The organism is Cystobacter fuscus, from assembly GCF_002305875.1.
In the GTDB taxonomy this organism is placed as follows: Bacteria; Myxococcota; Myxococcia; order Myxococcales; family Myxococcaceae; genus Cystobacter; species Cystobacter fuscus_A.
This window is the reverse complement of record NZ_CP022098.1, coordinates 570,554-594,146: the sequence shown is the minus strand read 5'-3', so window position 1 is coordinate 594,146 and position 23,593 is coordinate 570,554. Positions and strand designations below refer to the sequence as shown.

The 23,593-nt window shown below is 69.9% G+C and carries 26 protein-coding genes; 12 read left to right on the top strand and 14 right to left on the bottom strand.

The window, feature by feature from the left end; genetic code table 11:
* Positions 1-172: 172 nt before the first annotated feature.
* Complete coding sequence (locus CYFUS_RS02515) at positions 173-2,041, bottom strand: serine/threonine protein kinase (protein WP_095983765.1); 1,869 nt, start codon at positions 2,039-2,041, stop codon at positions 173-175.
* Positions 2,038-2,871, bottom strand: a complete 834-nt coding sequence (locus CYFUS_RS02510; protein ID WP_269770202.1) for a DUF2381 family protein — start codon at positions 2,869-2,871, stop codon at positions 2,038-2,040. Before CYFUS_RS02510 ends, CYFUS_RS02515 begins: the two co-directional genes overlap by 4 nt.
* Before the next feature lie 187 nt (positions 2,872-3,058).
* Here CYFUS_RS02510 and CYFUS_RS02505 point away from each other — a divergent pair, with 187 nt between their 5' ends.
* Positions 3,059-3,256 (top strand): hypothetical protein, encoded by a 198-nt coding sequence (locus CYFUS_RS02505; protein WP_095983763.1) that lies wholly within the window; start codon positions 3,059-3,061, stop codon positions 3,254-3,256.
* Between the two features lie 25 nt (positions 3,257-3,281).
* Here CYFUS_RS02505 and CYFUS_RS02500 read toward each other — a convergent pair whose 3' ends face one another.
* Positions 3,282-4,211, bottom strand: coding sequence for a hypothetical protein (locus CYFUS_RS02500; RefSeq protein ID WP_095983762.1), 930 nt, complete (start codon positions 4,209-4,211; stop codon positions 3,282-3,284).
* A gap of 56 nt (positions 4,212-4,267) precedes the next feature.
* On the bottom strand, positions 4,268-5,497 hold the full coding sequence (locus CYFUS_RS02495; protein ID WP_198316435.1) for a chemotaxis protein: 1,230 nt from the start codon (positions 5,495-5,497) through the stop codon (positions 4,268-4,270).
* 264 nt (positions 5,498-5,761) lie between these two features.
* Here CYFUS_RS02495 and CYFUS_RS02490 point away from each other — a divergent pair, with 264 nt between their 5' ends.
* Entirely contained in the window at positions 5,762-6,184 is a 423-nt protein-coding gene (locus CYFUS_RS02490; RefSeq protein ID WP_198316434.1) for a hypothetical protein, read from the top strand.
* Positions 6,185-6,215: 31 nt separating this feature from the next.
* Here CYFUS_RS02490 and CYFUS_RS02485 read toward each other — a convergent pair whose 3' ends face one another.
* A complete protein-coding gene (locus CYFUS_RS02485) occupies positions 6,216-6,851 on the bottom strand; it encodes an SRPBCC family protein (protein ID WP_095983761.1) in 636 nt (211 codons plus the stop codon).
* Positions 6,852-6,962: 111 nt separating this feature from the next.
* Between CYFUS_RS02485 and CYFUS_RS02480 the strand changes: the two genes are divergently transcribed.
* Positions 6,963-8,477 (top strand): HAD-IG family 5'-nucleotidase, encoded by a 1,515-nt coding sequence (locus CYFUS_RS02480; RefSeq protein ID WP_095983760.1) that lies wholly within the window; start codon positions 6,963-6,965, stop codon positions 8,475-8,477.
* A 19-nt stretch (positions 8,478-8,496) separates the two neighbouring features.
* On the opposite strand, the gene CYFUS_RS02475 is transcribed toward CYFUS_RS02480, so the two are convergent.
* Together CYFUS_RS02475 and CYFUS_RS02470 are read right to left on the bottom strand one after the other, a co-directional pair.
* Positions 8,497-9,015, bottom strand: a complete 519-nt coding sequence (locus CYFUS_RS02475) for a YfbM family protein (protein ID WP_095983759.1) — start codon at positions 9,013-9,015, stop codon at positions 8,497-8,499.
* A 53-nt stretch (positions 9,016-9,068) separates the two neighbouring features.
* Positions 9,069-10,556 carry a hypothetical protein gene (locus CYFUS_RS02470; RefSeq protein ID WP_095983758.1) on the bottom strand — a complete coding sequence of 496 codons (1,488 nt, stop codon included), beginning with the start codon at positions 10,554-10,556 and terminating at the stop codon, positions 9,069-9,071.
* Positions 10,557-10,857: 301 nt separating this feature from the next.
* On the opposite strand from CYFUS_RS02470, the gene CYFUS_RS02465 reads away from it, so the two are divergent.
* Positions 10,858-11,775: a LysR family transcriptional regulator gene (locus tag CYFUS_RS02465; RefSeq protein ID WP_095991753.1), complete on the top strand. Its 918-nt coding sequence runs from the start codon at positions 10,858-10,860 to the stop codon at positions 11,773-11,775.
* A gap of 141 nt (positions 11,776-11,916) precedes the next feature.
* Complete coding sequence (gene trxA / locus CYFUS_RS02460; protein ID WP_095983757.1) at positions 11,917-12,252, top strand: thioredoxin; 336 nt, start codon at positions 11,917-11,919, stop codon at positions 12,250-12,252.
* A 23-nt stretch (positions 12,253-12,275) separates the two neighbouring features.
* On the opposite strand, the gene CYFUS_RS02455 is transcribed toward trxA, so the two are convergent.
* Positions 12,276-12,731, bottom strand: coding sequence for a DUF2267 domain-containing protein (locus tag CYFUS_RS02455; RefSeq protein WP_095983756.1), 456 nt, complete (start codon positions 12,729-12,731; stop codon positions 12,276-12,278).
* A 169-nt stretch (positions 12,732-12,900) separates the two neighbouring features.
* Between CYFUS_RS02455 and CYFUS_RS02450 the strand changes: the two genes are divergently transcribed.
* The 4 genes from CYFUS_RS02450 (at position 12,901) to CYFUS_RS02435 (ending at position 14,861) form a co-directional block, all read left to right on the top strand.
* The gene (locus tag CYFUS_RS02450) at positions 12,901-13,404 is read left to right on the top strand and encodes a hypothetical protein (protein WP_232537311.1); all 504 of its coding nucleotides are present in this window, start codon (positions 12,901-12,903) and stop codon (positions 13,402-13,404) included.
* Between the two features lie 118 nt (positions 13,405-13,522).
* Positions 13,523-13,789, top strand: a complete 267-nt coding sequence (locus CYFUS_RS02445) for a hypothetical protein (protein ID WP_095983754.1) — start codon at positions 13,523-13,525, stop codon at positions 13,787-13,789.
* 62 nt (positions 13,790-13,851) lie between these two features.
* Entirely contained in the window at positions 13,852-14,508 is a 657-nt protein-coding gene (locus CYFUS_RS02440; protein ID WP_095983753.1) for a hypothetical protein, read from the top strand.
* Positions 14,509-14,591: 83 nt separating this feature from the next.
* Entirely contained in the window at positions 14,592-14,861 is a 270-nt protein-coding gene (locus CYFUS_RS02435) for a hypothetical protein (protein WP_157758194.1), read from the top strand.
* A 10-nt stretch (positions 14,862-14,871) separates the two neighbouring features.
* On the opposite strand, the gene CYFUS_RS02430 is transcribed toward CYFUS_RS02435, so the two are convergent.
* From CYFUS_RS02430 to CYFUS_RS02410, 5 genes are all read right to left on the bottom strand, one after another.
* Positions 14,872-15,948, bottom strand: a complete 1,077-nt coding sequence (locus CYFUS_RS02430; RefSeq protein WP_232537310.1) for a S1 family peptidase — start codon at positions 15,946-15,948, stop codon at positions 14,872-14,874.
* A gap of 116 nt (positions 15,949-16,064) precedes the next feature.
* A complete protein-coding gene (locus CYFUS_RS02425; protein WP_095983751.1) occupies positions 16,065-16,616 on the bottom strand; it encodes a hypothetical protein in 552 nt (183 codons plus the stop codon).
* Positions 16,617-16,632: 16 nt separating this feature from the next.
* Positions 16,633-16,995, bottom strand: coding sequence for a hypothetical protein (locus CYFUS_RS02420; RefSeq protein WP_095983750.1), 363 nt, complete (start codon positions 16,993-16,995; stop codon positions 16,633-16,635).
* A 2-nt stretch (positions 16,996-16,997) separates the two neighbouring features.
* Complete coding sequence (locus tag CYFUS_RS02415; RefSeq protein ID WP_095983749.1) at positions 16,998-17,903, bottom strand: hypothetical protein; 906 nt, start codon at positions 17,901-17,903, stop codon at positions 16,998-17,000.
* Between the two features lie 98 nt (positions 17,904-18,001).
* A complete protein-coding gene (locus CYFUS_RS02410) occupies positions 18,002-18,826 on the bottom strand; it encodes a CheR family methyltransferase (RefSeq protein ID WP_095983748.1) in 825 nt (274 codons plus the stop codon).
* Between the two features lie 224 nt (positions 18,827-19,050).
* Between CYFUS_RS02410 and CYFUS_RS02405 the strand changes: the two genes are divergently transcribed.
* On the top strand, positions 19,051-19,626 hold the full coding sequence (locus CYFUS_RS02405) for a CAP domain-containing protein (RefSeq protein ID WP_232537309.1): 576 nt from the start codon (positions 19,051-19,053) through the stop codon (positions 19,624-19,626).
* 81 nt (positions 19,627-19,707) lie between these two features.
* Here CYFUS_RS02405 and CYFUS_RS02400 read toward each other — a convergent pair whose 3' ends face one another.
* A complete protein-coding gene (locus tag CYFUS_RS02400) occupies positions 19,708-20,484 on the bottom strand; it encodes an FKBP-type peptidyl-prolyl cis-trans isomerase (protein WP_095983746.1) in 777 nt (258 codons plus the stop codon).
* 305 nt (positions 20,485-20,789) lie between these two features.
* Between CYFUS_RS02400 and CYFUS_RS02395 the strand changes: the two genes are divergently transcribed.
* Both CYFUS_RS02395 and CYFUS_RS02390 read left to right on the top strand, forming a co-directional pair.
* On the top strand, positions 20,790-22,028 hold the full coding sequence (locus CYFUS_RS02395; protein ID WP_095983745.1) for a hybrid sensor histidine kinase/response regulator: 1,239 nt from the start codon (positions 20,790-20,792) through the stop codon (positions 22,026-22,028).
* Positions 22,018-23,586 carry a sensor histidine kinase gene (locus CYFUS_RS02390; RefSeq protein WP_095983744.1) on the top strand — a complete coding sequence of 523 codons (1,569 nt, stop codon included), beginning with the start codon at positions 22,018-22,020 and terminating at the stop codon, positions 23,584-23,586. Before CYFUS_RS02395 ends, CYFUS_RS02390 begins: the two co-directional genes overlap by 11 nt.
* The last annotated feature ends 7 nt before the right edge of the window (positions 23,587-23,593 follow it).

The window sequence follows — 23,593 nt, the reverse complement described above, 5'->3', positions numbered from 1 at the left end:
CGCCACACGCCTTCCGTCCTTCTTATCTGCGCGCTCAGTCGTTGAGCAGGTTGTCGATAGTGCGGCCCCCTTCGGGCACACACCCTCCCACCACTCAAGCGTTTCATCTCGGGGACTCCCAGGTGGAGGGGAGCCCCAGGATACAGACCCGTGCCAGCCTCTGGACCAGGCCTCAGCGCCAGTCCGGTGGAGCCAGACGGATGCGGGGCACCTCATAGCCCTCGGGCCCCTGCAACACCGTCTCGAAGCGCGGGTAGTTGAGCACCACGCCGCCCCCCGTCGTGTCCACCCGGGATGGATCCACACCCGCCCCCGGAACGGCGAACTTCTGCCAGGTCGCGAGGCCGTACTGGTGCATGTCGTCCACGGCCACCCCACAGATGGGATACTCAACGCCCTCGGGCATGCGGAGGCGGTCGAACCGCATGTGGACGCGGTTGGGGCTCATCTCCGCCACGCCGAAGATCGTCACGTACAACTCATTCCCCCCGATCTCCACGAGCATGTCGGCGGAGACAGGGCCCGGCTTGATGTTGAGCGGCCCCCCATCCTCGATGCGCTCGTCCGAGGCCGGAGTCCCCGACGTCGGCGTCAGGAAGGAGGGCTGCTCGTCGGGTTTGATGCCCAGCTTCACCGGCGTGGCGCGAGCCTCGGGAGGACACCGGGAGAGATAGCCCTGGGGGTCGGGCTGCCGGGGCACGGTGGCGCATCCGGCGAGCTGCGCGGCGGACACCCCCAGCAAGCCCGTGAGCAACGCGCACCGGCGCGAGCGAAGAGGCACTGGAGTGCTGTCGGGGGAGGATTCGGGACCAAGGGAGGAGGGCACGGGCTGCGTTCCTTTCTCGAACGGCACCGGAGGAACCGGTGCGGTGGGCTCCGTGCGAACGCCCTCCTCCCAGCCAGGAGGATGCGCCACGCGGAGGCACATCCACCCTATCCCGAGCACTCCAAGCACCAAGGCCAGGGCGGCGAGGCGTCCCGGCCTCACCCCCGTCAGCCGCCGTCCCTCACGAGGCCGCCACGCCTCCAGAGCGGCAGGGAGTCCCTCCCCTGCCTCGTTCAGCAGCTCCATCTCCTCGGGAAGTTCCCGTCCCCACGCGCACTCGGATGGCCGCTTCGACGGAGCCCTCCAGACCCCGGAGTCCGCGCCCTCCTCCCGAAGCCGTTCCAACACCAACCGGACCGCCTCGGCGTTCGGAGGGCGCTTCGCGGGCTCCTTTTCCAGCAGGGACATCGTCAGCGCGGCCAGGGGCTCGGGAATCGAGGGATCGAACCGCCGGGGATCCGGCACGGGCGTGGAGGCGATGGCGATGAGTAATCGCGACAACGGCAACCGGCTGTTGAAGGGACGGCACTGCGTGAGGGTCTCGTAGAGCAGCACGCCAAAGGCATACAGGTCCGCCGAGGGCAGGGCCCGCATGCGGGTGCCGGGCAGCCGCGCGTCGGAGAACAGGAAGGAGATGACCTCGGGTGGCTGGCAGTAGAGCGTCCCGGGCGCCACCCCCTCCGTCAGGATCCGTGCCCCCGGCAGGTGCGCCGAGCCGAAGTCGATGAGGAGGGGCTCTCCATCCGCCTCGCGCACCAGGACGTTGTCCGCCTTGAGATCCCGGTGGCACATACCTCGCCAGTGCAGCACCTCGAGCGTCCGCGCGAGCGTGCTCAACACGCCCACGGACTCATGGAGCGAGGCGCGCCGACGCCAGCGCCAGACATGAAAGGTGTCTCCCGGAACGTACGCCGTGAGGAAGTACGCGTAACCCGTCCGCGCATCCGGCCACCGGCTCCACTCGAAGACTGGCAACACCAGGGGATGACCCACCAGTTGGTCCATCGAGGCCACCTCGCGGCGCATCCAGGCATCCACCTGATCCGGGTCCTCGGCGGACAGCGGCCGGGCGGCCATCTTCATGGAGAACTGGAGTCCTCCGCGCTCCACCAGGAAGACGAAGGCGAAGCCCCCCACCCCCAACCGGCGCACGATGCGGAAGTCGCGCACGAAGTCGCCCGCACGCAGCTCATGGGGATGCCGGGGTGGACTCATGGATGCGTGCTCGGATCCTTCCGGGACAGTGGTTGAAAGACCCCTGCGGTGTTGGCTTCATCCAGCGCCAGTTCCACTCCCGAGGCGCCCCCTGGCAGCAGGCCCGTCGCGATGTGCCGCTGACGGGTCGAACCCGCCACACCCGAGACCAGACGCACGGGCCCCTCCCATACCTCTCCGTCCGGGAGCATCGCCCGCATCCTGACCTGGACCAGGGGCCAGAGCGCGGCGCCCTTGTTGCCGCCACGAACCGACACCGTGGCGAAGAAGCGCCGTCCCATCCACAGCACGGAGTCGACCCGTCCCTGGGAATTCCGGGCATCGATCTCCGCCACCCGTTGGGGCAGTTCGAGCGTGGCCTGGGCCCCAGGCGCGTCGAGCAGGCTCCGGGCCACACCGTCCACCCCCTCCTCCTCGGAACCAGACGTAGCCCGCACCACCTGTACCCGCACATCCACCGCGTCGCGCCGCGTCACCAGCACGAAACGCAGCGGCTCGGCATCGGGCGCAAGCCTCACGACGAGAGGAACCCGCTCACCCGGAGCGAGATCCGCGGAAGGAGAGAGGATCAACGCGCCCCCGCTCATGTCGATCAAACGTAGGGAAGGATGACCCTGTCCGAACTCCAGGACCTCGGGCCGCGAGCACCCTGCGAACGACACGAGCGTGGCCACCCCCGCCGCCACGTGCAGCTCCAGGGGCGGCACCCGCTCGGGACTCGAGGGATGCACAAGCGTGCGCCGCTGGAGCACGGCCCCTCCCGCTTCGTCCCAGGCGGAGGCAGGAGGGGAGGACAAGATCGAGAGGAGAAGCCATGCCCCAGGGCGCACGCCGTGAACAGTACGGGCAATCCCCTCGCGGTGGCAAGAGAAAAACCACTTCCCCGGTCACTCGCTCCGGGATGACCTCCGCCATCCTGTCCGCCCGTTTTCCAACGGACTCGCGCGGCCCGGGTTGCCGCGCGCCCCATGCGTCAACGATGCTTCATGAGGACGCACCAAAGAGGGGGAGTAGATCATGCGAGTGAACGTCCAGGGCTCTCGACTCCGTGTGCTTGGAGGCGTGCTCCTGTTGCTGCTGCTCGAGGGATGCGCCACGGGGGCCCCGCCGCCGGGGCTGTTGGGAAACCGGCGGCCGCGTCCGGCGCCGCGTGAGAGCCCTCCCGCCAAACCGGAGCGCCCTCCCCGCCAGGCCGTGACCACCTACACGCTCTAGTCCTCCCGGGTCGCTTCGAGTCATCTCAGCGGGCCCTCGTGACCAGGAGCGCGGTGAGCAGGAGCGCGCAGCTCGCCCCCGCCGCGGCGAAGAAGGGCTTGCGCAGGCCCTCCGCCAGCGCGGACAGGATGCCGCTGGACACCTCGCGACCCGCTCGCTGGAGCGCTTCCCCGGCCGACGAAGACCCGCCCAGGGAGCGCACCTGACGGAGCAACTCCCCGGTGGCGCCCCGCACGCATGCCGCGGCCACCTGCTCGGCCCTGTCCTCCACGACCCGGCCCACCTTTCCTTCCCCCACGCCCCATCGGGCCCGCAGCTCCGTGTCGAGCTGCTCCACGAGCGCGTGAATGAAGCCCCGCCCCGCACGCTCGAGGATGGCGGCGAAGACATCGCGCTCCTCCCGCGCCTTCGCGCCAAGCCCCTCGACGAAGCCACGCCCCACCTGGGACGAGAGCCCGGCCGCCATCGGCGCCAGCCGCGGCATCGCGTCGTGGAGTTCTCCCAGCGCGCCCCGTACCGCTCCAGCGGCGGCGATCCGGGCGCGCGTCCCGGGCATGCGAAGCTCCCTCTCCCGGTTCGCCGCGACCCGCGTGGAGCGCTCGAGCAACCGATTCAGCCGCTCCAACACCTCATGGGAGAACGCATCCACGCCGGGCATCGAGCGCCGCAGTTCCTCCACCGCTCCCCGCACCGCGCCCTCCGCGACCCTGCGCGACCACTCCTCGGGGGGCCGGACCGGACGCCCGGCGGCCTCGTGCACCATGCGCTCGAGCAGCGTCAACACATCCTGGAAGACGGCCTGGAGTTGCCCGTCGAGCTCCGGATGTCCCGCCCGCAGCTCCTCGGTGGCACCCCGCACCGCGCCACTGGCGAGGCCCTGGGCGGCGAGGCGCTCGACCGACAGGGTGAGCTGCCGCAACAGCTCGACCGGGGACAGGCGCCGCTCGTGGCTCATCACCGCTCCTCCTTCGAGAAGACGATGGGCACCTCCCGACCCGATGGACAGACCCACTAGTGGTGCGGCTCGCCCGGGTGCTCCCCGGGCGATTCGTGCGACGGCTCCGGCCCATGCACCCGCGTGTCCCCCGCGTGCGGCTCCACGGGAGACACCCGACCACGAGAGCGTCCCACGGGCAACCGCTCGCCACGACGCCAGGCCCACGCCAGCAGTGCCGCGGCCACGAGCACGCCCAGCACGAACAGGAGTACCAGCCCCAGCAGCCACAGGAAGATGTGGTCCACCAGGGCCTCGGCCCGATCGAAGGCCTGGTCCACCCAGCCGCGCCCCATCGCGTCCGTCTGCGCCAGCGCCTCCACCCGCTCGGTGTGGAGCGCGTCCAGCACCGCCACGCGCTCGCCCCGCACGCCATCCAGCACGGCCAGACGCTCGGAGGAGATGAAGTCCTGCAGCGCCTCGCGCTCGCGAGCCACCACCGCGGGGGTGTCGCCGGCCAGCGCTCCCACCCGCACGAGCACGTCCACGGCCCGTTCCAGCTCGGCCATGGCCGAGGTCAGCACCGGAGTCCCCTCCACCATTTCCTGGACGGCGAGCTCCGCCTGCCAGCGGGCCTGCCGGGGGAGGCTGTCGGTGTACGCGTCCATCCGCGCGAAAACGTCCTGCGTGTCCTGGAGGAGGTTGGCCGTCGCCCCCAGCAACCCCACCCCAGAGCGATCCGTGAAGGCGGCCAGCAGCGGCACGGTGGACTCGCGCACCAGGAGAGGGCCCGTCAGTGGATGCTCCGCGGCCCACGTCTGGATCAGCTCTCGCAGCCTGGACACGTCCTGGCTGCCCGAGAGCTTCCGCCAGAGCGCCTCCATTTCCGACTCCATCTTCTCGATCGGCTGCCGGGCGGCGGCCCTCGCATCCGGCGAGCCTGCTGCTGGAAGCGCCTGCTCGATCTGCACCAGCAAGGCCCAACCGTCGATGAGCGCCGCCACCGGATCCGGCTGCAGGAGCGCGGCCTGCATGGCGGGGACGGCGCTGCTCTTGGCCCGGAGCATCGCCTCGCGCATCTCGGCCGAGCCGGAGAGCCTGGCGACGTCATCCGCGACGGCCTCGAGCATGACGGGAAAGCGGCGGGCCATGTCGCGCACGTGGATGCGCAGCGCGCCCACGGACATGTCCGACCTGCCCACGCGCTCCATCAGCGGAGAGCGCCGCTGCACCGAAGCACAGGCCGCCATCAGCACCAGCAGAGGGAGCGCGAGCAGCGGACGCGGGAGCCGAGAGAGGGGGCGCATGGGAGGACCGGCTCCCCAGCATGCACATCCCCTTCCGCTCCGCCGAGTGGGCCCCGGGGGGCGGGGGCCGCGTCACGCCCCGGACGTCCGGCGGCCCTTTCCCGATACCGTCGACGGACGAACGGGCAGGTCACCCCTGGACGCCCTGGATGCGCACACCCGGATGCCCCCGGCGGAGGGGCACCTCATGTTCACGTCCAGAAGCACGGAAGGGCACCAAGGAACAAGTTCCTGAAAGGCCACGACAGGCGCTGGAGGCTCGCGATGGCTGACGTGCTCACACAGATGTGGCGGGAGATCGCCGAGCGCCCCGATGGGCCGATGGCGTTTCGCTTCTATCTCCAGCCGTTGATGGCGATGCTGTTCGCCGTGCGTGACGGCATCAAGGACGCACACGCGGGACGCCCCGCCTACTTCTGGGCGCTCTTCACGGACCCAGCACACCGGCGCGAGCGGTTGCGCGAGGGATGGCACGCGGTCGGCCGGATCTTCCTCCTCGCCGTGGTGATGGACGTGATCTACCAACTCACCGTGCTCAAGGGGCCACGGCCGCTACAAGGGTTGCTGGTAGCCGTGGTCCTGGCGCTCGTGCCGTACGTGCTGCTTCGCGGCCCGGTGAACCGGCTCGCCCGTGGCCTTCTCCACCACCGGCCGAGGGCGCGAGGCCCGGGGTCGCCCGCCAGATGACAGGCGGCCCCGCTCCGTCCGCGGCGGGTGCTCAGGGGGGAGGAGTGCCCTGCGAGGCGAGCTGACGCGCCCGCTTCTCCACCGCGCGCACCGTGTCCAGCACGGCGTCCTTCTGTCCCACTCCGGCGAGGAAGCCGGGGATGGAGCCACCCGGCTCCACGGTGAAGCGGTAGACGTAGCGCACCCGATCCTCGCCCTCGGGCGTGAAGAGCCAGCTGCCCGAGTTGTGACGCAAGCGCACCACGCCATCGCGATCGGGCAGCGCCTCGTTGTCCGGCGTCCAGCGCTGCAGGAACGTCACCGTCCCGTCCTCGGTGTGACCCTCTTCCTCCACCACCCGCAGGACGTAGTCCCGGTTGGAGATGAGGGGGAAGTCCAGCTGCGTGTACGTCAGGCGCGTGCCCGGTGCCTCATCCAGGACGCGCGACTCCGTCACATAGGGCATCCACAGGCGGAAGTTCGCGTGGTTGCGCAACGCCGCCCGCACGTGGGGCAGCCCCACCGCCATGCTGCCCTCGGCCCAGACCTCCCGGCCTCCGGGAATGTCCGGCCGCAGACGCACGCGGATGGACACCGGCCCCGTCGACACCGTCTCCCACTTCTCCTCGCCCACCGCCACCGTTGCCACCGCCCACACCAGGAGCGACACCCCTAGCGAATTCCGCATGTTCAGCTCCCTTGATTCGAGTCGGAGTGATTGTCCGCTGTCCTACCCGCCACCAACACCCACGACGCCAGAATCAGTGACTTTTGTCACGGTCCAGGGCACGAAGTGGCCATGATTGGCCACTTGAAAGCCCCCCCACCCGAGCGCGGCCTCTTCTGCAACCGCACCCTCAACCTGAGGGCCATCAAGGCCATCGGGTACGACATGGACTACACGCTCATCCACTACAAGGTGGAGGTCTGGGAGAAGCGTGCGTACGAGTACATGAGGGATCGGCTCGCGGCCCAGGGCTGGCCCGTGGCGCACCTCACGTTCGATCCGGTGCTCGCCATGCGCGGGCTCATCATCGACACCGAGAAGGGCAATCTGCTCAAGGCCAACCGCTTCGGCTTCGTGAAGAAGGCGCTGCACGGCACCCGGCCCATGAGCTTCGAGTCCCAGCGCGACGAGTACATGCGCACCGTCATCGACCTGTCCGAGCGGCGCTGGGTCTTCCTCAACACGCTCTTCTCGCTGTCCGAGGCGTGTCTCTACGCCCAGGTGGTGGACCTGCTGGACGACGGCAAGCTCGAGGGGCCCATGGGCTACAACGACCTCTACGAGCACGTGCGCCGCAGCCTCGACGCCACCCACATGGAGGGCGCGCTCAAGGCGGAGATCATCGCGGACCCCGCGCGCTACGTTCAGGCCGATCCGGACACGCCGCTGGCCTTGTTGGATCAGAAGCACTCGGGCAAGAAGCTCCTGCTCATCACCAACAGCGAGTGGGCGTACACGCTGCCCATGATGCACGCCGCGTTCGACCCCTACCTGCCCAAGGGCATGACGTGGCGCGAGCTGTTCGACGTGGTCATCGTCAGCGCGCGCAAGCCCGAGTTCTTCACCACGCGCTCCTCGCTCTTCGAGGTGGTGACGATCGCGGGACAGGAGGGCCTGTTGCGTCCGCACTCGGGGTCGCTCAAGCCCGGGGTGCCCTACTTCGGCGGCAGCGCGAGCGAGGTGGAGCGCTCGCTGGGCATGAGCGGGGATGAGATCCTCTACGTGGGCGACCACATGTTCGGCGACGTGCACGTGAGCAAGAGCGCGCTGCGCTGGCGCACCGCCCTCATCCTGCGCGAGCTGGAGGACGAGATCCGCGCCATCAGCTCCTTCCGCGCCACCGAGGCGCGGCTCGCCGAGCGCATGCAGCAGAAGGAGCGGCTGGAGGCCGAGGCGTGCCAGGTGCGGCTGGAGTTGCAGCGGCGGCGCCTGGGCTACACCGCGCGCGACGAGTCGCTGCCGGGCGACGAGCAGTTGCACGCGCGCTCCCTGGAGCTGCGCGCCCAGCAGGAGGCGCTCGACGCGGAGCTGGGCCCCATGGCGCGCGCCGCGAGCGAGCTGTCCAACCCCGTCTGGGGACTGCTCACCCGAGCGGGCAACGACAAGAGCCACCTGGCGCGACAGGTGGAGCGCTACGCGGACATCTACACGTCCCGGGTGAGCAACTTCCTCTTCGCCACGCCCTTCGTCTACCTGCGCAGCCCCCGGGGCAGCCTCCCGCACGATCCGACCACCCCCGGCGGCACGCCCGTCTTCCCGCACCCCACCACGGGCGGGGACACGGGTGGGGACTCGGGCGGGGCCTGAGAGGTGCTCCAGCGGGGCGTCAGTTCAGGTACACGAGCAGGGCCTGTCCCTGCTCGGCGCCCTCGCGCAGGAAGCTCCGGAGCGTGTCGAAGTCCTCGAGCAGGGACGCCAGCGACTCCTCGTCGTCGTTGTCCGACCAGCCCTGCGGGTAGATCTCCAGCTCGTCCATCTTCCTGGCGTTGAAGCGCCGGCGCAGCCCTTCCCCGTCGAGGCCCTCGAGCGCCCGGGAGATCTCCTTCACCTGCTGGGGGGTGAAGGCACGCGGAGGGCCATAGCCGACGTCCTCGTCGCCCACGCGCTGGCCGCCCGCGGCGATGAAGTTCAGCGGCGGCGAGCCTTCCCAGGCCGTTGCCGTCAGCAGGAAGTGCAGCCCGTGCCAGTTCTTCTCCAGGGGCAGGTGATCGGCGTTGGAGGAACCGTCCTCGTCCAGGTCCTCGTCTTCGGGGGGATGGACGATGTCGTTCACCTGCTCGGGGGAGGCGAGCAGGGCGCGGAGCTGGTCGGCGCCCACCCGCCGGAGGTTTCCTTGAATGCTCATGGGCGGGGAGAATCCTCCAAGATCCGCCCCGGGGCCAGCGCGCAACAACGGGCTCACTCCCGCTGGAGCCCGCCGAGCAGGAGGACATGGATGTCCGCTGTCAGCTTCGCACCGATCGCGTAGAGGCTTTCGATACTGGACTGGGTCCTGTTGGCCAGTTCCTGGAGCAGGGCGCGAGCCCGATCCTCGGCGCTCCCCAGCTTGAACTGACCGCAATGGGCACAGTAGCGCTGGCGGAAGATGCGAAAGTACCGGGTGGGCCGACCCTTCTGGAGATCCGCGTAGAGATTGCGCAAGTCGGTGGCACCGCGAATGCCGAGTTCCCGCGCGAGACCTATCTTGTCCTGCAGGTGCACGGCCAGGATGGCCTGATCGATCCAATCGATGATCCGTTTGAGGGGATAGTTGGTCCGGAGCGTCAGGAGGACGGGGTCATAGGTGGCGAGATGCTGGACATTGCTGACGCCAAGCTCCTCGAGCCGTTCGATGATCATCTCGTCCAGTCCGCTCACGTACTCCAACGGGATCTTCTCGGAGGCGGCCTTGGGCTGGAGGAGCTTGCGTGCCTTCTCGCGCAGGGCCTCATATCCCCAGAAAGGGAAGGCACCGATGGCGAAGTACACGACGAGGCCCATGGAGGAACTCACCATGGAGTTGGAGGCCACCTCCGAGGAACCGCTCGGGACGTTGGAGGTCGCATGCATGAGGAAGATGCCTGTCTCCCCCACCATGAAGCCAATGACCATCATCGTGATGACCCTCAGCGCCGCGCCCAGCAAACACTCGGTGGAGAGCGTCTGTGCGCGCATGCGATGAAGAATCACGATGAGCGTGTAGACGTAGACGCCGTAACCCGTGAACACCAGCCCGCGGAGCCCTTCCTCGTAGAACTGTCCGCCCGCGCCCTTGTTGGGAAGAGTCCCGCGGATCTCGAACAGGGCATCGGAGTATATCGAGAGGACGAGGAAGGACAGGGTCAGGGCGCAGATGCTCACCAGGTACTGACTGGGTCGGGGGCGGAGGAGGGAGTCGAGTTCTTTTTCGTCCTGAAACCTCAGGAAGTTTTGTGAAATGAGTTTGTCTTCCGAGTGCCTGCCCTTGCGGAAGATGTTCTCCCGGAAGCGGAGGTACTCCTGGATCGTCTGGATGTGGATCCTGGGTGAGCGCCTGCGCCTCGCGATGAAGTGACCGAGCACCAGCAGACTCGGCAGGAGCGCGAACATCGTCGCGCAGTAATCGGTCAAATTGATCGGCGCATGGGGATGACTGGCTTGTCCCGTATTGCTGGCCAGGTAGCGGATATAGAAGTAGCTGGCGGCGACGAATCCCGCCAACTGGACGATGGCCCCGAATCGGGAGAACGCCGGATGAGACCGAGCGAACGCCGCGACCCCATCGAAAAGCTCATCCCACCATTGGAGGAAGGTCTTCCAGCGTCTTCTGGGGACCGGGTCCACCTTGGGTTTACTGCTCTCCCGAGAGATGGCGTCATTCCACCATTGGAGGAAGGCCTTCCAGCTGCTTCTGGGCCCCGGATCCATCTTGGGTTTACGGGCCTCCCGAGAGCTGGCGTCATTCGAATCAAAGGGTTGATTGCTCGCATGCACTCTTGACTCCAAGCGTTCTGGTACAACTCGATTCACCCCAGGGGATGAAAATTAGTGCTGCGTTCCGTGACAGGCGCCAGGCCCCGAGCGACCCGTGCCCACGCCCTCTCTCGAGGGGAGCCTGGGCCTGACCGCCCAGGAGGGCCCGCTCCACCGGAACGAGGGCGGGGCTGGCCGTGGGCATCCCGGATTCGGCTTGCGAACTCCCGGCGGCCCGATGAGGCTGCTGACGCCCGTGCCCCCCACGCCCCCATTGCTCGATGACATGCTCGTCTTCGCCGAGGTGGCGGACACGGGGAGCCTCACCGCGGCGGCGGCGCGGCTGGGCCTGCGCAAGTCCACGGTGAGCCGGCGGCTGGCGGCCCTGGAGGAGCGCCTGGGCACACGCCTGCTGGAGCGCAACACGCGGCGGCTGCGGCTCACGGAAGCGGGGCGCGAGTACCACGCGCACTGCGCGCGGCTCGTCGCCGAGGCCCGCGCGGTGAACCAGGCGATGAGCGAGTCACGGGACATCCCCAGGGGCACGTTGCGCGTGGCCACGTTCTCGCTGCTCGGCGAGCTGCTCACGCCCGTCATCGCCGACTTCCTCTTGCGCCACCCCCAGGTGCGCGTGGAGGTGTCCCTGGCGCCCGCCCACGTGGACCTCGTGGCCGAGGCGTATGACGTCGCCCTGCGCACCGGGCCGCTCGTGGACTCGGCCCTGGTGGCGCGCCGGCTCGGCCACGTGCGCACCGGCTATTACGCGAGCCCCGCCTACCTCGGCCGGCGCGGCACGCCCCGCACGCCCGAGGAGCTCGCCCACCACGAGTGCGTGCTGGTGGCGGAGCCGGGCACGGACGAGGTGTGGTTCTTCACGGGCCCGGGCGGCGCGCGCACCATGCCGGTGAGTGGCCGGTTGCAGGTGCCCAGCGTGCGCGCGGGCCACGCCGCGGCCCGGGCCGGGCTCGGGCTGGTGCGCCTGCCCACCGTGCTCGTCGCGGAAGACGTGCGCGCCGGCGCGCTCGTGCCGGTGCTGGAGGCGGTGTCACCCCCGGGCCTCGCGCTCTACGCCGTCCATCCCAGCCGTCAGCGGATGCCCGCCAAGGTGAAGGTCTTCCTCGAGGCCCTCACCCGGGGCGGCCCGGGGCTGCCCTGGGAGGACGGGCCCCGGTAGCGGGCTCTTCACGGAACAATCCGTCGCGCGCCGGGCCCTCGTCCCCGCCGGGCCCCACCGCTATCTCTCCTCCCACACCACCGCGGAAGCGGGGCCCCCGAGCGGCGCCCTTCCGCGCTTCGACCCACGAGGGAGAGAACCATGGCGGGAGACATCATCGACGTGAGGGACGCGGAGTTCGGCGGGCAGGTGCTGCGGGCGGACGGGCCGGTGCTGGTGGACTTCACCGCCCACTGGTGCGCCCCGTGCCGCGCCCTCACCCCGGCGCTGGAGGCACTCGCCACCGCGAACAAGGAGCGGATGAAGGTGACGCGGCTGGACATCGACGAGAACCCGGAGACGGCCCAGGCGTATGGCATCCGCTCCGTGCCCACCCTGCTCCTCTTCAAGCAGGGCCGGGTGGTGGGACAGCTCGTCGGTGCCCAGCCCCGGCAGAAGCTGGAGAGCGCCGTGGAGAAGTTCCTCCAGGCGCCCTGAAGCCCCCGCCCGGGGCGCTCGCCCTACTGGGTGCGCCGCCACAGGTAGTGCAGGTCCCAGGACAGGCCGCGCTCCACGTCCTGGCACTCCCCCTCGGAGAGGAAGCCGCGCAGGGTCTGGAAGACGGTGCGCACCAGGGGCTCCACCGCGGAGACCTCCAGACGCAGCTCCCGCGCCACGCTCGTGAACAGGGCCTCCTGGCCCGAGATGGGCTCCAGGGAGCCCTTGCCCGCGTCCCGGGCGGGAAGGAACTCCACCAGCCTGCGCATCAGGTGGCCCCGCGGCTCCTGGTCCTCGTCCAGCTCGAGGTTGCGCAACAGGGCGGTGACGACCGAGGCGGCCGCGCACTCGGCCAGGCCCGGGTCCAGACGTCCCTCCTGGACCAGGGACGTGGTGAAGGCGGCGGAAGAGGGCCCGGGACGGGAGGGGGGACGCTTGTCACCACGGCTCAGGGGATTGCCCGGTGGGGTGTCAGACACGTGACGCTCCTCGCGAAAGGGTGTCTGGAGAAGGTGCTCATTCCCACCGCGAAGGGGGGCGGGACCGGGGCACGCCAGGGCCTGGGGAGTGACCAGGCCGCTCGGGTGGCGGGCAGGCCACCTCGACGATCAGCAAGTCATGTCAGACTCGGTTAGTATGAAGGACGCCGTGAGCTACTCGACCAACGGCGCGTTGAGCATCCTGGGGCAGGGAAACCTTCTCGGGGAGAATTATCTGATGCCTGTCCTCAATGGGGGCGGACGGAAGAAGCGGGCCCGGAAGCAGGAGGCCACCCCGAAGCCGGGGTTCGCGGCCGCCCTGAAGCTCGTGGTGCAACTGGGCCGCGAGAAGGAAAAGGAAGTGGGGAAGACGGCGCTCTCGCGCTGCCCCCGCTGTGGCCACGTGGGACCCACCGAGCAGGACTTTGGCATCCGGGTCATCCGGGGCGAGCGCCGCCCCCAGTCGTGGTGCCGCAGTTGCCGCAAGGTGAACCTGCCGCCCCTCAAGGCCCTGCCCCACGCCGCCAACCGCAAGGTGAAGGCGACGCTCGTGGAGACGGCCAACGAGAAGCCCGAGCGGCCCCGCAACGCGCCCAAGCCCGTCCCCTCCCAGGAGGACGGCTGGCTCTTCCCGCCCGACGCGCTCGGCAAGCGCAAGCGCCGCAAGTCCTGACGGGACCACCCCCCGCGAGCGGCCGTTCAGGCCCCCCGGTGCTCCTCCCCGGGGTGACACCGCCGTGCCTCGCGCCCCACCTTGTCCTGAAGTCCATGCTCAGTCCAAGGGAGCGCACATGGCAGTTCGAACGGATATCGTGGGAATCAAGAACCGGCGGCAGGTGGGCGTGCATGCCGCTCAGCCCAGTCCGCAGGCGAGCAAAGGCAGAGCCATCCCCTTCCATGATGAGATCCCCCTCTTGCGCCGGGAGCGGCTGCTGGAGCGGGTGACGCTGGGGCCCGCCGCCGAGCCCCACCACCCGAAGACCCCCCGGCTGGCGACGTCGGTGAACGGGCGCAAGAAGCCACCCAGCGAGATGCACATCCGCCGCAGTGGCGGGTAGACAACGCCCTCCCGACGCAACAAATCGGGACGCGGGCCGCGAGCGGTCTATGTTGGGGGAGAATGAGCGACTCGCTGTTCTCCTCCGACGTCGAGACCGCCGACACCCTCCACCTGGGGCGGCAGTGGCTGGGAGATCTGCTGGATCTCGCCCTCTCACTGCTGCTGGGGTGGGGGCTGCTCCGCACATTGGACGTGACCCGGACTCCCGGACGGCTCATCGCCGTCACGGCGGGCGTGTGGTGCGTGGTGTGTCTCGTGGGGGGGTTGAGCGGGTGGACGCTGGGACAGGCCCTGGTGGGCCTGCGGCTGGTGCGCGGCGACCATGCGCCCGGGGTCTCGCGTGGAGCGGCCCGGGCGCCCCTGGCGCTGGTGGAGCTGCTCGTCTCCCCCATCCTCCAGCGCCGCGTCTTCGATCGGACTCTCGCGCTCGAGACGAAGTCCATGCCGCCCTGGCGCGGGGGACTGCCGTGGAAGGGGGCCTGGCTGGTGCTGGCCCTGGCCGCGGTGTGGTTCATGGTGACGCCCACCCGGACCGAGTCCCTTCGCTACCTGAAGACCCTGGATGGGTGGCGGTGCTGCCATGGACGGGCGACGCCCGCGCCCTCGCGGTGCGAGGACGCGGTGTCCCGCGCGGTGCGCGAGGCGGCGGGTGGAGACGCCCAGGCCCGGGCCGTGGTGGCGGATTGTCCCACGGCCGCGGCGGCCATGAGCCGCTGAGGGGCGAGCGTCCGACGAGGAAGAGGGAAGGCGGAGGATGAAAAACCGCCGGACGGTCCCTACCTCCATGGAAGGAGGCAGCCATGGCCGTCAGAACGCGAATGGCAGGAACGAAGAATCCACGGCGGGTGACGAGCGTCGACGAGGCGCAGAGCAACCGGCAGGCGACGAATGGGAAGAAGACCGTTCCGCGAGATCAGGCCGCGGCCCTGCGCCGGCAGAAGTTGATGCGCAAGGCGACCCCGGGGCCCGCCATGACGGAGCCGGTGGGACACGGCCCCGCCACCACCGAGGTCCGGCCCACCCAGAGGACCGTCACCCGGCGCAAGATGAAGCGCGGCAACGCCCTGTAGCCCGCCGCGCTCACGGGAGCGGCGCCCGGCGGCGGTACAGCCACGCGGCGAGTGCTCCCAGCGCCAGCGCTCCCGGACCCGGCGCGCCCGTGCAGCCCCGGGGGATGTCCTCCCCCTTGGAAGGCTCGGAAGGGGGCTCGGAAGAGGGCTCGGAGACGGGCTCCGCGCACGGGGTGAAGCAGCGGCACGAGTCATCGCCCTCGGGCTCCAGGCGCGCGCACACGCCCCCGGCTCCGCACTGGGCGTCCTCGACGCACGGGCCGCCGTAGTCTCCCGGTTGCAGCGCGGGCAGGAAGCAGCGGCGCGAGGCGTCCGCCGTCTCGGCGCAGGCGAGGCCCGCGGGGCAGTCCGCGTCACGCGTGCACGTTCCCGAGCAGAGGGCGTCCAGGGCGAGCCTCGGGCCGGGCGGCTCCGGGTGCTCGTCGAGCAAGGGCTGGAGGAAGGAGTCGCGCACCGCATCCACCCGCAGGTTGACGGCTTCCTTCTGGCAGGCGAAGTCGCCGCTCACGGTGACGCCCGCGAGCACCTCGCCGCCCTCCGCGTCCCGCACCAGCACGGGCCCACCACTGTCGCCCACGCAGCTCATCGCGGGATCCGGCCCGGCGAGGAAGACGTCCGGCCGCACCTCCGTCACGCGCAGTCCCCCCTGGCGCCGCACGCCCGGAGGCGCGTCCCCATCCCGCGTGTCGCCGAAGCCCACCACGCGCGCGGCCCCGCCCGGCGACGGCACGTCCTCGCCCGGGCCGGGAAGCCGCAGGGGGGGCACCTCCACCGCGACCGCCAGACGCAGCAGGGCCACGTCATGGGCGTGGGTCTCCCGCTCATAGTCCGGGTGCCGCACCGCGCGCGCCACCCGGACGAAGCGCCCCTGGGTGTGCGTCTCCGGCAGCAACCGCGCTCCGAAGAAGACTTCGTAGGCCCCTTCCGGGCCAAAGACATCCAGGCAGTGCGCCGCCGTCAGCACCACGTCCGGGGCGATGAGTGCCCCCGAGCACAGCAGCGTCAGGGACTCCCCCGCGCAGCGCACCCGCCGGGCCACCAGCGCCACCACCGCCCCATCCCCGGGTGCCTCCGTGCCTCCCACCACCGCGTCCCCCCGAGAGGCCGGAGGCCCGTCCACAGCAGAAGAAACAGGCGCGCAGGCTCCGAGGCTCGCCCCCCACAGCGCCCCCCATACGCCGAGCCACCGGAGCCTGCCCCCCCTCACCGCGTCTGCTCCTCCTGACGGGCCGCGTCCGCCATCACCGCCGTCTCCTCGCGCAGCGAGCCCAACCTCGCCCGGTGACGAGTGAGCTGCACCGCCAGCCGCCGCGACTCCCCCTCATCCCCTCGCGCGCTCGCGGCCTGGCGCTCCGCCTCCAGCCGCTCCACGTCCCGATCCAGCAGCTCCGTGATGCGCACCAGCTTCTCGTGGCGCCACGCCGCCGTCTGGGGTTGCTCCGGCTCGATGGGGTCATTCTCCTGCGGCGGGAGATTCGCATCCTCCGATTCCGGCAGCGACGCCTCCCCCGCCGCGAGCTCCTGACTCGCGATGGGGGCCGGACCCACCGCCGAGCCGACCCCCTCGGGAGGCGACCCGGACGACCCGGACATGGGCGGCCCGGGCACGGAGGGAGAGGAAGCGGAAGAGGACGGCGCGGCGGCGACAGCCTCCGGGGACGGAGCGGAAGAGACGTCCCGGAGCGCCCACAGCAGCGTGCCTCCCAACACCAGACACGCGACGAGCGGAACAACGACACGGAAGCGGGGATTCATCACACGACCCTTCTGTCTACAGACGCAACTTCCAACCCTCGGGGTGACGCTCCACGCGCAGCAGCATCGGCTGCTCGCGAACCCGTCCATCCCGAGCCACGCGCGCACGCACCATCACCGCGTCCGCGTCGCGCCCATCCACCTTCGCGTCCAGCACCTCCACCAGGGAGAAGCCGTGCGCGCTCAAGTCCGCCACCTTCTCCTCGCAGGAGGAGCCGCCCTCCCCGGCGAGCATCGGGCCGAGCACCGCGCAGTCCCCCGAGGGCAGCTCGGTGAAGAAGCGCCGCACGGTCTCGCGCGCGGCCTCGGTCTTGCTCGCCGTCGAGGGGGCGCAGCCCACCAGCGCCCCCACGAGCAACGCCAGGCCTGGTCGCCGCATCGTCAGTAGCAGTCCGAAGCGAACAGCTCGTCATCGCTCGCGGAGGTGAACTGGTCGTCGCAGTAGGCACTGGCCAGCGCGTGGCCGTTGCGCACGCAGCCGTCATGGTTGGTGGCATCCACCGTGTACTGGGTGTCTCCGCCACAGCCACCGCCGCAGCGGCCGAAGCAGTTGCCCCGCACCTTCGGACGGCTCAAGTGGTCGGGCTCGCCGCACACCCAGCTGCCACTGCTGTTCAGGTACAGCTCGTCCCCGCTGCACGTCCCGTGGTCGCCGAGCTGGGCGATCTGCTGGTTCTTCGCCAGATCGAAGCCGCCATGCTGGCAGTCGTGCTTCGCGTACGAGTACCAGTTGTAGGTGGAGCAGCTGCCCGTGTAGCTGCTGTTGCACTTCGCATAGCTGCACAGCATCGTGTAGCCCCGGCCCTGCTCACCCATCACCGTGCGCTGCAACTGCACCGACCCTGGGTGCTCGGCCCACAGGCCCACCGCGCGCCGCAGGTACTTCAGCTCGGGAGAGAGAGCGGTGCCCGCCGGCAGCTCCGCGTTGAGCGCCGCGTACAGGGCCGTGAGCAGCTCCCGGTCCCCGTCCAGCATCTGCGTGTCCTGGCCACTGTCCTCCGCGAAGCCATCCAGCGACGACACACCGTTGGCCGTGTCCACCAGGCCCGTGAGCGTCATGCCGCTGTGCCGCACCTCGAGCCGGAAGACGCCCGGCTCCACCTGCCTCGAGGAGAAGAGGACCTCCACCCCCCCGTGCGAGAAACGACCCGAGGCGCTCTCCGCCCCCCGCGTCAGCGACAGCCCTTCCGCCGCACCGGCCTGCTGCTCCGAAGTCACCCCCTCCCCCATCTGCCCACCACAACCACTCAACATCATCGCGACGACTACACCCAAGAAGTTGCGCATGCGCTCGTACCCCTCCCGCTCGTTTTCCTAGAAAACGAGAGTGGGCCCAGAAGTACGAGAATTGTCGGGTTTCATGCAAGTCCAGTTGCGTCACTCCCTCATGGCTTCTCCCAACGGAAGAGGGGCAGGTCCGGCCCGGCGGCCCGCGTGAGTCCCGGCACCGGCTCGGGGAGGGACTCGTGGGCGCCAATCACGAGCAGTCCACCGGGGGAAAGCCGCGTGAGGAGCCGCGCCAGCACCTGCCGCTGCACGGGGGGCGCGAAGTAGGTGAAGGCCACGTTGCGGCAGAGCACCAGGTGGAAGGGGCCCTCGGGCATGTGCTCGCGCAGATCCTCCCGGCGGAAGTCGAGGCCCTCGCGGTACTCGGGCCGCAGACAGTCCTCGTCCCCGAGCGGGGTGAAGGCCTCGTGCCGCCACGCGGCGGGCAGCTCGCGCAGCGTGGAGCGCCGGTAGCAACCCCGCCGGGCGCGCTCCAGGAGCGAGGCATCCGCGTCCGTGGCCACCAGCTCCAGGCGGAAGTCCGGGAAGCGCGGCGCGAGCCCCCGCCGGAAGAGGACGGACACGCTGTAGGGCTCCTCGCCGCTGGCGCACCCCGCGCTCCACACCCGCAGGCGGGATTCGCCCCGGGCACGAGCGGACACCAGCACCTGGGGCAGCAGCGGCTCGAGCAGCGCGTCGAAGAGGGCCGAGTCCCGGTAGAAGCGGGAGATGGTGACGCGGCACAACGCATCCAACACGGCCCGCTCGGCCGGCTCCGCCTCCAGCCGCGCGACATAGGCGTCCAGGCCGGACAGCCCCAACGCCTTCATCCTCCGGCCCACGCGCTTGCACACCTGGGCGCGCACCCGGCGGAAGCCCTCCTCGCGCAACCCCAGGCGCGGCGAGGCCCACCGCAGCAACTCCCGGCACTCGGCGTCCGTCATACTTCCAGGAACAGCCACGCGCTCAGTGAAGGTGACGACACGGGGCTCCCAAGGCTCTCACGGCCGAACGGAGACCAGCGAGGGGGTCGTTCGAAGTGTCCGTTCGAAGTGTCCAAGGTCGACTCGGGGCAGGAGCGAGGCGCTAGGGTGTTCCCATCCTCGGAGTGCACCCTTGCCATGAATCGCCCCTCCACCTGAAGTGCGAGGAGCCCCTGGAGTCCGACATGCCCCTGTTCCGATCCCCCCTGCTCGCCTTGTCCCTGGGCTGCCTGGCCTGGGCCCCCCTCGGGTGTGGCGGCGAGAGCGAGGCCGCGCCCAAGGCCCCCGCGAGGACCGCCAACACCCCGCTGGCCACCGAGATCCTCGCCGCGCACAACGAGGCCCGCCGGGCGGCGAAGCCCACGCCCCAGCCCGCGCTGCCCGCCCTGACCTGGTCGGAGGACGCCGCCCGGGTGGCGCAGGCGTACGCGAAGCAATGCAAGTTCGAGCACAACGCCCACCGCGGCCCCTATGGAGAGAACCTCGCGGCGGCGGCGCCTCCGGGCTCGAAGACGAACGCCCAGATCGTGGCCGACTGGGTGGGCGAGTCCGCCGACTACAGCCATTCGACCAACAAGTGCACGCCGGGCAAGGTGTGCGGCCACTACACCCAGGTGGTGTGGCGCCAGAGCACGCAGGTGGGGTGCGCGACGGTCATCTGCACGAAGAACTCTCCCTTCGGCGCGCAGTTCCCCAAGTGGCAGCTCTGGGTGTGTGACTACTCGCCCCCGGGCAACGTCATGGGACAGAAGCCGTACTAGAACGACGGGCCCCCGCCTCCCCTTCATACCGGGGAGGAACGAGGGCCCGTGAGGGCGGCTCGGGAGGAGCCGTGAGCCGGACTACTTCTTGGCCGGCTGACCCTGCGGCGCGGGAGCCGCCGGCTGACCCGCCGGAGGAGCGGGCGGCGCGGGGGGCGGCTCGTTCTTCTGCACCTCCAGGAGCTCCACCTCGAACACGAGCGCCGAGCCACCGGGGATGCCCGGCGTGCCGCGGTCGCCGTAGGCCAGATCCGACGGGCACACGAGCTTGGACTTGCCGCCCACCTTCATCTTCTGCACGCCCTCGGTCCAGCACTTGATGACGCCGTTGAGCGGGAACTGGGCCGGCTCATTGCGCTTGTAGGAGCTGTCGAACTCCTTGCCGTCCGGCAGCGTGCCCCGGTAGTTCACCTTCACGATGTCGGTGGCCGTCGGCTGCGCGCCCGTGCCCTCGGTGAGGCTCTTGTAGATGAGACCCGACTCGGTGCGCTCGGCGCCGGACTCCTTGGCCGCCTCCTCCAGGAAGGTCTTGGACTTCTCCTTCTCCTTCTCCGCCCGCGCCGTGGAGCGGGTGCGCGCCAGCTCCGGCAGCTTCGGTCCGAAGGCCTGGATGTCCACCACCGGCTCCTTGCCCGTCACCTGCGCCGTCAGGCCCGCCTTGACGTACTCCAGCTCCTCGGGCGACATGTCGAACACCTGGATCTGCCGCGCCAGGGTGACGCCCAAGGCATAGAAGGTCTTCTGATCGTCCGTCTGCGGGTTGGCGCCGGCACCACTGGCCCCCCCGGCATTGTTGGAACCCTGCGGCTGACAACCCGCCACGGCGAACAGAGCCGCCACCACCAGAAACTTCCGCATGTGTCCTGCCTTTCTCTCCAGGGCAGCAAGCGCCACCCGTCCGCGCGCCCTTATACAAAAAAAAGCCAGCTCGGCGGCAAGGCTCGCCGTCCTTAACTTCTCCCTCGGAGAATCCGCCCCGGCCCGGACCCCCCCACGAGGCTGAAGATATGGGAGCCAACCAGCGAAACCCTGGCCGTCAGGAATGAAAGGGGGCAGTCTGGCATGTTGTCCCCTGGACGTGGGCTCCCGCCCGGGGCGACATCACTCCTCGCGGGAGCGGGCCGTATCTGTTACGGCGGCATACCGGAGTTCTTGGAGGCGCCGTGCAAGCAAGGGAAGTCCCGCGCACCAGCGTCTTGCTGGTTGATGACCAACCTGCCGACCTGGTTGCCCTGGAGCGCTACCTGGCCCCCTTCTCCCTCCACCTGGTGAAGGTGTCCTCCGGCGAAGAAGCGCTCGATCAGGTGCGGGACGAGGAGTTCGCGCTCGTGCTCATGGACGTGCGGTTGCCGGGCCTGAATGGGGTGGAAACGGCGCGGCGCATGCGCCAGTTGCTGGCGCTGCGGCCCCTGCCGCTGATCTTCCTCACCGGGGCGAACACCGAGGAGGACATCATCGCGACCGGGTATGCGACGGGAGGGGTGGACTGGCTGAACAAGCCGGTGGATCCCGAGCGGCTGCGCGCCAAGGTGCGCGTCTTCGTGGAGCTCTACCGGGAGCGCGAGGCGCTGCGGCGGAGGGAGGCGGCGCTGCGCGAGCGCGAGCGCGAGGTCCTGGAGGACCAGCGGCGGAGCGCCGAACTGGAGCGCGAGCGCCTGGTGGTGGAGTTGCGAGAGGCGGTGCGCCTGCGCGACGAATTCCTCTCCGTGGCCAGCCACGAGCTGAAGACGCCCCTCACGCCGCTCGCCCTGCGCCTGCAGCTCATGCGGCAGGAGCTGGGCAAGCCGGAGGTGGACGTGCAACGCCTGCGCGGGCACGTGGAGGCGGCGGGCGCGCAAGTGCGGCGGGTGACGGCGCTCATGGACAGCCTGCTGGACGCCACGCGCATCACCAGCGGGCGGCTCACGCTGCGGCGTGAGCAGGACGTCAACCTCGCGGCCATCGTGCGCGACGTGGTCTCCAGCTTCGAGCACCAGGCCGCGCGCGCCAACTGCCCGCTGGAGCTGGAGGCTCCCGCCCGGGTGCTGGGTCAATGGGATGTCTTGAGACTCGAGCAGATCGTGACCAACCTGTTGTCCAACGCGCTCAAGTTCGGCGCGGGCGGCACGGTGAGAGTGCGCGTGGAGGAGAGCGAGGGGTGGGCGCGATTGACCGTGCGCGATGAAGGCATTGGGATGGACGAGTCCGTGCGCACGCGCCTCTTCGGCCGGTTCGAGCGGGGTGTGTCGGAGCGGCACTATGGAGGCCTGGGCCTGGGCCTCTTCATCACCCAGCAGGTCACCGAGGCCCTGGGGGGACACATCCACGTGGAGAGCACTCCGGGAAGCGGTTCCAGCTTCACCGTGGAGTTGCCCTGCTCGACAGGAGGAGAAGACAGCGGAGGCGTCGCGCATGGCGCGTGAGCTTCTCGAGCCCCTCGAGCGGCTGAGGGTTCTCGTCGTGGACGACAACCCCGCGGATCGGCTCATGGCCGTGCGCATCCTCAAGCGGGCGTTTCCCGGCATCACCCTGGAGGAGGTGGGCGAGGAGACCCAGTGGTACCAGGTGCTCGGCCACGAGCGGTTCGATGCCGTGCTCGTCGACTACCTGCTGCCCTGGACCACCGGGTTGGATCTGCTGCACGACGTGCAGCGCACGTGGCCGGGCATCCCCGTCATCATGCTCACCGGCACGGCCGAGGAGTGGCAGGCGCTGCAGGCGGTGCAGGAGGGGCTGGAGGAGTACCTGCCCAAGACGCCCGAGTCCTACGCGGTGCTGCCGCGCGCCCTGCGCTTCGCCCTGGAGCGCACCCGCCAGCGCCAGGCGCTCATCGAGTCCAAGGAGACGCTGCACCTGGTCATCGAGGGGGTGTACGGGCACGCCATCTTCATGCTGGACGCCGAGCGGAGGATCGTCTCCTGGAACGCGGGCGCCCAGGCCATCACCGGCTACTCGGAGCGCGAGGTGCTGGGCCAGCCCTACCGCGAGCTGCTCGTTCCCGCGGAGCTGCGCCACGCGGTGGCCGACAAGGAGATGGAAGCGGCCGAGCACCACGGCGTCTACACGGGCGAGGGCTGGCGTTCGCGCCGGGGAGGAGACCGGTTCTGGGCCGACATCACCGTGAGTGCCCTGCACAAGGAGGGCGGCGCGCTGCGCGGCTTCGCCGTGGTGCTGCGCGACGCCACCGAGCGCCGGCGCATGGAGGAGGAGCAGCGGCGTTCCAACGAGTTCCGCGAGCGGCTGCTGGGCATCGTCAGCCACGATCTGCGCAGCCCCCTGCAGGCCATCATCCTCCATTCGCAATTGCTCTCGCGCCAGGTGAACGAGCCCAAGGTGAAGAGCGCCACCACGCGCATCAACCTGGGCGCCGAGCGCATGACGCGGATGATCGCCGACCTGTTGGACTTCACCCGGGGCCGGCTGGGCGGTGGCATCCCGGTGGAGCGCCGGCCGGATGATCTCTTCGCCATCACCGCCGAGGTCATCGAGGAGCTGCAGCTCACGGCGCCCCAGAGCCCCATCGAGATGAGCACCCACGGCGACGGCCAGGGCGAATGGGACCGGGGCCGCCTCATCCAGGTGGTGCAGAACCTGGTGACCAACGCGGTGAAACATGGCGCCCAGGGACAGCCCGTCCAGGTGACGTTGACGGGAATGGATGAGCTGGTGGTGATGCGCGTGCGCAACCAGGGTCAGCCCATTCCGGCCGAGTTCGTGCCCCACCTGTTCGATCCCTTCCGCCGGGCCGGGTCACAGGAGACGAGCGATCCGTTGTCCGGGCTGGGGCTGGGGCTCTACATCGCGCAGGAGATCGTGCACGCCCATGGCGGCACCATCCACGTGACGTCCGGCCTGGAAGAAGGGACGACCTTCACCCTGCACCTGCCGCGCAAGGCCGCGCACCGGAGCGACTACCGGCGCGCGGGCCTCCGCTCCGAGCACAGGGAGGCCCCCGCCTCGCGGGAAGAGGAGCACACGTGACGCGCGG

Coding starts and splice junctions, on each gene's coding strand:
- CYFUS_RS02420 (WP_095983750.1), bottom strand. CDS start 16,995: ATGCGGCGACCAGGCCTGGCGTTGCTCGTGGGGGCGCTGGTGGGCTGC.
- CYFUS_RS02390 (WP_095983744.1), top strand. CDS start 22,018: ATGGCGCGTGAGCTTCTCGAGCCCCTCGAGCGGCTGAGGGTTCTCGTC.
- CYFUS_RS02500 (WP_095983762.1), bottom strand. CDS start 4,211: ATGAGCCACGAGCGGCGCCTGTCCCCGGTCGAGCTGTTGCGGCAGCTC.
- CYFUS_RS02515 (WP_095983765.1), bottom strand. CDS start 2,041: ATGAGTCCACCCCGGCATCCCCATGAGCTGCGTGCGGGCGACTTCGTG.
- CYFUS_RS02445 (WP_095983754.1), top strand. CDS start 13,523: ATGGCAGTTCGAACGGATATCGTGGGAATCAAGAACCGGCGGCAGGTG.
- CYFUS_RS02475 (WP_095983759.1), bottom strand. CDS start 9,015: ATGAGCATTCAAGGAAACCTCCGGCGGGTGGGCGCCGACCAGCTCCGC.
- CYFUS_RS02480 (WP_095983760.1), top strand. CDS start 6,963: ATGATTGGCCACTTGAAAGCCCCCCCACCCGAGCGCGGCCTCTTCTGC.
- CYFUS_RS02440 (WP_095983753.1), top strand. CDS start 13,852: ATGAGCGACTCGCTGTTCTCCTCCGACGTCGAGACCGCCGACACCCTC.
- CYFUS_RS02505 (WP_095983763.1), top strand. CDS start 3,059: ATGCGAGTGAACGTCCAGGGCTCTCGACTCCGTGTGCTTGGAGGCGTG.
- CYFUS_RS02435 (WP_157758194.1), top strand. CDS start 14,592: ATGGCCGTCAGAACGCGAATGGCAGGAACGAAGAATCCACGGCGGGTG.
- CYFUS_RS02485 (WP_095983761.1), bottom strand. CDS start 6,851: ATGCGGAATTCGCTAGGGGTGTCGCTCCTGGTGTGGGCGGTGGCAACG.
- CYFUS_RS02490 (WP_198316434.1), top strand. CDS start 5,762: ATGGCTGACGTGCTCACACAGATGTGGCGGGAGATCGCCGAGCGCCCC.
- CYFUS_RS02470 (WP_095983758.1), bottom strand. CDS start 10,556: ATGGATCCGGGGCCCAGAAGCAGCTGGAAGGCCTTCCTCCAATGGTGG.
- trxA (WP_095983757.1), top strand. CDS start 11,917: ATGGCGGGAGACATCATCGACGTGAGGGACGCGGAGTTCGGCGGGCAG.
- CYFUS_RS02495 (WP_198316435.1), bottom strand. CDS start 5,497: ATGCGCCCCCTCTCTCGGCTCCCGCGTCCGCTGCTCGCGCTCCCTCTG.
- CYFUS_RS02425 (WP_095983751.1), bottom strand. CDS start 16,616: ATGAATCCCCGCTTCCGTGTCGTTGTTCCGCTCGTCGCGTGTCTGGTG.
- CYFUS_RS02400 (WP_095983746.1), bottom strand. CDS start 20,484: ATGCGGAAGTTTCTGGTGGTGGCGGCTCTGTTCGCCGTGGCGGGTTGT.
- CYFUS_RS02410 (WP_095983748.1), bottom strand. CDS start 18,826: ATGACGGACGCCGAGTGCCGGGAGTTGCTGCGGTGGGCCTCGCCGCGC.
- CYFUS_RS02405 (WP_232537309.1), top strand. CDS start 19,051: ATGCCCCTGTTCCGATCCCCCCTGCTCGCCTTGTCCCTGGGCTGCCTG.
- CYFUS_RS02415 (WP_095983749.1), bottom strand. CDS start 17,903: ATGCGCAACTTCTTGGGTGTAGTCGTCGCGATGATGTTGAGTGGTTGT.